The organism is Collimonas silvisoli (assembly GCF_018305005.1).
GTDB lineage: Bacteria > Pseudomonadota > Gammaproteobacteria > Burkholderiales > Burkholderiaceae_D > Collimonas > Collimonas silvisoli.
This window is the reverse complement of record NZ_JAGQEG010000172.1, coordinates 1-5,182: the sequence shown is the minus strand read 5'-3', so window position 1 is coordinate 5,182 and position 5,182 is coordinate 1. Positions and strand designations below refer to the sequence as shown.

Genomic DNA, 5,182 nt, shown 5'->3' with positions numbered 1-5,182 from the left:
TCTTGCTGACGAACGGAGCTTGGGCATCCGGCAGGGCCAGATCCAAATCGTCGATGACTTCGCTGATGGATTGATGCCGATACAGCGCCAAGGCAACTACCAGCCAGACCACCTGCTCGGCTGGGAGCCGACGATGCCGGATGCTCGCCTTGCCGGTGTAATTGATTGCCTGCTCTATCCACTCATATGGTAAATGCTGCCCCAGGCGCTCCCAGTTGGGTGCCTCCTGAGCTTCAGCCATAAAATGGATCGCGTCATCAAGCATGGACGCAGGTTAACAGCCTCCAATTGCGTTTACAACACTTAAAAACAAAAATGCCGTTCAGTCTTAACTGAACGGCATTAGTCTGACGAGCCTAGGTTTTTTAGGTTGAGTCGCAGCGTGGGTGCTCAGACGCTTTTTCAAATCATCGGTTGACGCGTCTTTTATTGCACTTTTCTTGATGGCCGAAAGAATCGCCTTGCGCTCAACCTCCCATGCTTGCATTGTTGTTTCGAATGCAAGCATTTTCGATTTGAACTGTTTCGCTTGTTCTGCGTCAAATTCGCGGATAGCCTTCAGATTCTTCTCGTCAGTGCCAGTTTTGCGCTCGCCGCTTTCCGCCACTATAAGGTACCAAGCGCTTACTGGACCTTCCAGACCGTCCAGGCGACGGACGTTTATCAGGCCCTGAATCACGAGGGACATGCTGGTCAATGTCGATGCCGCTATTAATCCCAGCGGCGCGCCAGTATTGCGCTGCAGTTCGAGTGCAGAATTCTTCGCAACGAGTGGGAATGCGTCAATAGGAAATTCTTTCCATTCAGAAAGCATGCTCATTATGCAATTCCCTTTGTCAGCAGTTCGACCGCATTGACAGCCCAACGGAGCTTGCCGTTCGGGAGCTTGACCGGTCGCAGGCCAAAGTAGGTTCCTGTTTTTGAAAATCTGGAACGTAACGTGTTTGGCTTTAACGACAACGCCTCTGCCAGTTGCTCAGTCGTGAGCATGGGCACGGCAGCGCGGCCATACAGTTGATCTATTTTTAACATAACGTATTTCCTTGTAAAGTTGATTGGCCGTCGATCCAAATTGATCTGGATCGACGGAGTCAACTTTAAAAGTTCGCAAGGAAACAATCACCGCAAGCGAGGCATAGCGAATCTGCGTTGATTTATGGGGAAATATGTGCTAGCCGTTAATCAAACATCGATGTCACCATTGCGGGTATTTGGTGGATTTCGCAGGTTGGCGAGTATTCACGCATGAACAGCGCAATCACATTTGCGGGCAAATCATTCAGCAGGCGGCCAAAAATCTATGGCCACCTCCTTTTTGCAAGCTGATTTTGTATGATGTGATTGGTCACGCTTAAATCTATCTAGCGTCTATTTTGAGAAATCCTGCTTACCACGATGAGAGTCGCGCCTGTCGGTCCTAAAAACGCCGTTGGCTTCGAAAGCCGATTTTTTCCAGGTAATCCGTCAGGCCTATGTGCCGCTCACGCCATCCAATGTCAATCGTCGCAAAACCAGATAGGGGTATCTCGGTATTGCAGGTTTTGGCGCCGACCGAAAACCAACATCAAACCAGCGCGGCTAAAGCTAACCGGCTGAAAACCTGTGGATTTAACCTTGTGATATTCATTAAACACTTTCTGTTGCAATTCGTATTTCCTGCACTTCATTTGCAGGCGCAAATTTGATTCCAGCCTGCTCTAACATCCACTCTTCAATCTTGACATGCCACATACGCAACAGATCTAACGGTCGTCGACGATAATGCTTCTCGGCTAAAGCGCTTGGCTTATGCCCCTGAATCTGAGCGACGACGCCTGTTGGTACCTCCACCCATTCAGACAACGTGCCGAACGAGCGGCGCAACCCGTGTAGTGACACGTGAGGTAAGCCAGCAACTTCCAATGCCTTGGTATGCGCTATCCGAGGCTCTGTTATGTGTTGGCTTTTTGCGGTGAGACTACTAAAAACCCACTCGTTGTGACGCGGCAACTGGTTTAGGAGATGCATGAGGTAGGGAGTAAGAGGAATAGTCCGCTGTCCCTCAACCTTGTCACGTATAACCATGCTGCTCCATTTTGGATTGAACTCTACATCATTCCATTGCAACAACTCTAGCTCTCCTCTACGGGCTCCGGTAATAAGCGATGCCTGCAAAAATGCGCTAATTACGGGGTTACTAATATTGCGCACGGCGTCGAACCAAGCAGGTAACTGCTCGCGCTGCAGACTGTCTCCCTCTTTAGTCTTGTTAGTTGGAACGATGTCCTTTACTTCATCTGTAAGACAGCAGTCAGCGTGTACCACGTGCTGAAATTCCGCTTGTTTTGCACACCACCGGATAAATGTGCGAAATTTGCGAAATGAATTGTGGGCGAATGTCGAGCGAGTGAGGCACTCGGCCGAGAGCCATTCGTGCATGACCGGCGCTGTAATAGTATTTAACGGCAAACAAAGCAAAGAGGCGAGAGGTGCGGCCTTTGTATTTTTTTTACCAATTTTTGCTTTGACACCACCTTCGCTTGCCGCAATTGCGTGATCAGCGCGATGTTGATCACCCCACTTAGGATGGGGGGCTGCAAGATACGCATCCCAAGCTGTCCGGGCAATTAGTTCTCGCTTTGCATCTTCGATTGCCTTGTGTTTTTTTTCATTGGCAATTTTTGTATTGTTTGCTGCAATGCCCTCGGCCTTAACTTGGCGAGGATCGATACCGTTATCTGTTTGCGCTTTGTAGGCTGTCGCCTTGGCTTGTGCATCTCCGAGAGTCCACGTTTTCGTGCTGCCGATAGTTATTCGTACAGTTTTACCGTTTAGACTTGTTTCGAAGATATATGACTTGGCGCCGGCAACAGTCACTCGTATGCCTAAGCCGGGTGTTTTCCCATCCCAGAAAATGCTTTGTTGCTTTCCTGATGCGCACTTAAAACCGTCAACTCGCCCGGCGGTAAAGTTATCCCATTTCATTTATGCAATAATCCGTGTAGTGGCCATGTAGGAAATTAAAGTATACATGAGTCAACTTTAATCAACACGGAAAAAATATGTGAACTTATCAAGTCATTGATAATTAAAGAATTTATAGTTTCATGGTACGCCGATCAATATCAATCAACATACCTTTGTTTGGCCTCCGAAGCCAAGGGTCGTGGGTTCGATCCCCGCCAGCCGCACCACTTTCTGTGATTTGGTGAAAATTCTTGCCACTTTTGGTGAAAATATAAATTCCAAATTCTATACGCAACTCCTTCCACCCGACCGGAGTTGTGTCATGAAAGACAAGACTAGTAAGACGCTTGAAAAGAATCTCTACGTAGAATCCCGGAGCTGTTCCTATCGTTTCATCGTCGCTGTATCCCCCCAATCCCAGAGATTCCGCGACGTTTTCCGAGATCGATTATGCCAAAGGCCTGCATGCTAACCCCTATCGCGTGCGGTTGAGGCATTGCCGTGTTTCAATTCGAAACACCTGATACACAATCCGGATGGGCTAACGGCCAACACCTCCCTAGAATAAAACCATTGTCAACCGTCGAAGGAGAATCAAATGGAAGCCGTTCAAGCAACAACCCGTTTGCACCCACTGGTCGCCGGCGCTGCCGCAACCCTTATCCTGGCGAGTTTGGTTGGCGTCGCGGCGATGACCGGTTTGCTCCCTAGTTCCCACGGTAGCGTGGTTGGATCGCAGGCTCCAGAGACAACTCCCGCCGCGCAACAGCCGATGGCAAATGCCGCGGCGCCGACAACACCGGCAACAGGCGCACCGGTATTGGTGCAGACCGCGAATGGCTATCAATACATGCAACCGGTTACCGTGCCCGTGGCGGCGGGATATCAGGTTGAACCTGCAGCCACCGCGCCTAAACAAAAAACGATAGTGCATCATGTTTATCGCAATCGTGATGCAAGCTATGCACAGGCTGGGCCGGCGCCGCAATACCAGGCTCCGGTCGCACAAGCTAGCCCGGCGGCGCCAGCAAGTCCGCAAGTAAGTCCGTTGGGAATAGCTACTGGAGCGGTAATCGGCGGCCTGCTGGGCCATCAGGTTGGCGGCGGCAACGGCCGCACGCTGGCGACAGTGGCGGGCGTGGTTGGCGGCGGATATCTGGGTAATACAGTCGCCAAAAACTACGGCTACTGATTCGACTATGCCAGGCGCTGTCGCGTAAACTCTTGATTGCTCTGGAACATGCCTCAAATCAGACAATCGACGCCCAAAGATGCTGCGCCGCATAGGCGCGCCATGGTCGCCAGGCTTCGGCCCGGATGGTTATTTCCTTTGCGTTTGGCCTGACTCCCTCATGCACCGCTATCGCTTGCATCAACGCTACATCTGCCGCCGGAAAGGCATCGGTCTCGCGTAACTGACGGATCGCGATGTAGTGCGCGGTCCAGTCACCTATGCCCGGCAATTCGCGCAATTTCAGCACAGCTTCCTCCAGGCTGGCGCGAGTGTCCAACAATTGCGGATCGGCCACCAGCGCCGCCGCCACGGCGGACAAGGTTGCAGCGCGCGCTTTCGGCATGCCCAGCGTTGCGAGATCAGCTTCGGCCACGCGCGAGGGCTGAGGAAATACGTGGGTCAGGCCAGGCCGATCTGCGCAGGGAGCGCTCAGCGCTTCGCCATACTGCGCCACCAATTTTCCAGCCAGTTTGATGGCGGCGGCCACGGTAATTTGCTGGCCCAGCACCGCCCGCATCGCCAGTTCAAAACCATCCCAGGCGCCCGGAACGCGCAAACCCGGCCGAGCGGCGGTCAGCCTGGCCATTAGCGGGTCCGTCGATAGTTGCCGGCTGATGATTTCGGGGTCGGCTGCGAGGTCGAACATTCTTCGCAAACGGCCGATGATGGCGGACAACGACGACAATCGCGGGAAGCGTATGGTGACTTTCAGGGCATGGCCAGGGCCTTGCTGCACCGCCAGCGTACCGTGCGCGCCATCGAGGCAGATGGTGCGGTAGTAGCAGCCGTCGGCCACCTGCTCCAGGCCGGTGATCGCGCGTGCGCTCAGGAACGCCAGCATGGCGGTCCAGTCGTAAGGAGGGCGATAACGCAGCAACAGCGTCACCCCGCCCTGCGCGGATTGCTCAGGCTGACTGCCATGGCGCAACGCGCTGGGCGGGCGTTGGTACAGATCCTGGAAGATTTCATTGAAACGGCGGATGCTGCCAAACCCGGCGGCGA

General features: G+C 52.9%; 6 protein-coding genes. 1 reads left to right on the top strand and 5 read right to left on the bottom strand.

Annotated elements, in window-relative coordinates:
* The 4 genes from KHU33_RS25325 to KHU33_RS25310 form a co-directional block, all read right to left on the bottom strand.
* Positions 1-265, bottom strand: a 265-nt coding sequence (locus tag KHU33_RS25325; RefSeq protein WP_211468180.1) for a transposase domain-containing protein, incomplete at its 3' end; no start/stop codon positions are given.
* A gap of 63 nt (positions 266-328) precedes the next feature.
* Positions 329-820, bottom strand: a complete 492-nt coding sequence (locus KHU33_RS25320) for a DUF3987 domain-containing protein (RefSeq protein ID WP_211468178.1) — start codon at positions 818-820, stop codon at positions 329-331.
* Complete coding sequence (locus tag KHU33_RS25315) at positions 820-1,032, bottom strand: DNA-binding protein (RefSeq protein ID WP_230414549.1); 213 nt, start codon at positions 1,030-1,032, stop codon at positions 820-822. Before KHU33_RS25315 ends, KHU33_RS25320 begins: the two co-directional genes overlap by 1 nt.
* 594 nt (positions 1,033-1,626) lie before the next feature.
* Positions 1,627-2,964, bottom strand: coding sequence for a tyrosine-type recombinase/integrase (locus tag KHU33_RS25310; RefSeq protein ID WP_211468176.1), 1,338 nt, complete (start codon positions 2,962-2,964; stop codon positions 1,627-1,629).
* A 580-nt stretch (positions 2,965-3,544) separates the two neighbouring features.
* Here KHU33_RS25310 and KHU33_RS26725 point away from each other — a divergent pair.
* Complete coding sequence (locus KHU33_RS26725) at positions 3,545-4,138, top strand: glycine zipper 2TM domain-containing protein (RefSeq protein WP_268907148.1); 594 nt, start codon at positions 3,545-3,547, stop codon at positions 4,136-4,138.
* A 58-nt stretch (positions 4,139-4,196) separates the two neighbouring features.
* Here KHU33_RS26725 and KHU33_RS25300 read toward each other — a convergent pair.
* Positions 4,197-5,182, bottom strand: a 986-nt coding sequence (locus KHU33_RS25300) for a DNA-3-methyladenine glycosylase family protein (RefSeq protein WP_211468174.1), incomplete at its 5' end; no start/stop codon positions are given.

Coding starts and splice junctions, on each gene's coding strand:
- KHU33_RS26725 (WP_268907148.1), top strand. CDS start 3,545: ATGGAAGCCGTTCAAGCAACAACCCGTTTGCACCCACTGGTCGCCGGC.
- KHU33_RS25310 (WP_211468176.1), bottom strand. CDS start 2,964: ATGAAATGGGATAACTTTACCGCCGGGCGAGTTGACGGTTTTAAGTGC.
- KHU33_RS25320 (WP_211468178.1), bottom strand. CDS start 820: ATGAGCATGCTTTCTGAATGGAAAGAATTTCCTATTGACGCATTCCCA.
- KHU33_RS25315 (WP_230414549.1), bottom strand. CDS start 1,032: ATGTTAAAAATAGATCAACTGTATGGCCGCGCTGCCGTGCCCATGCTC.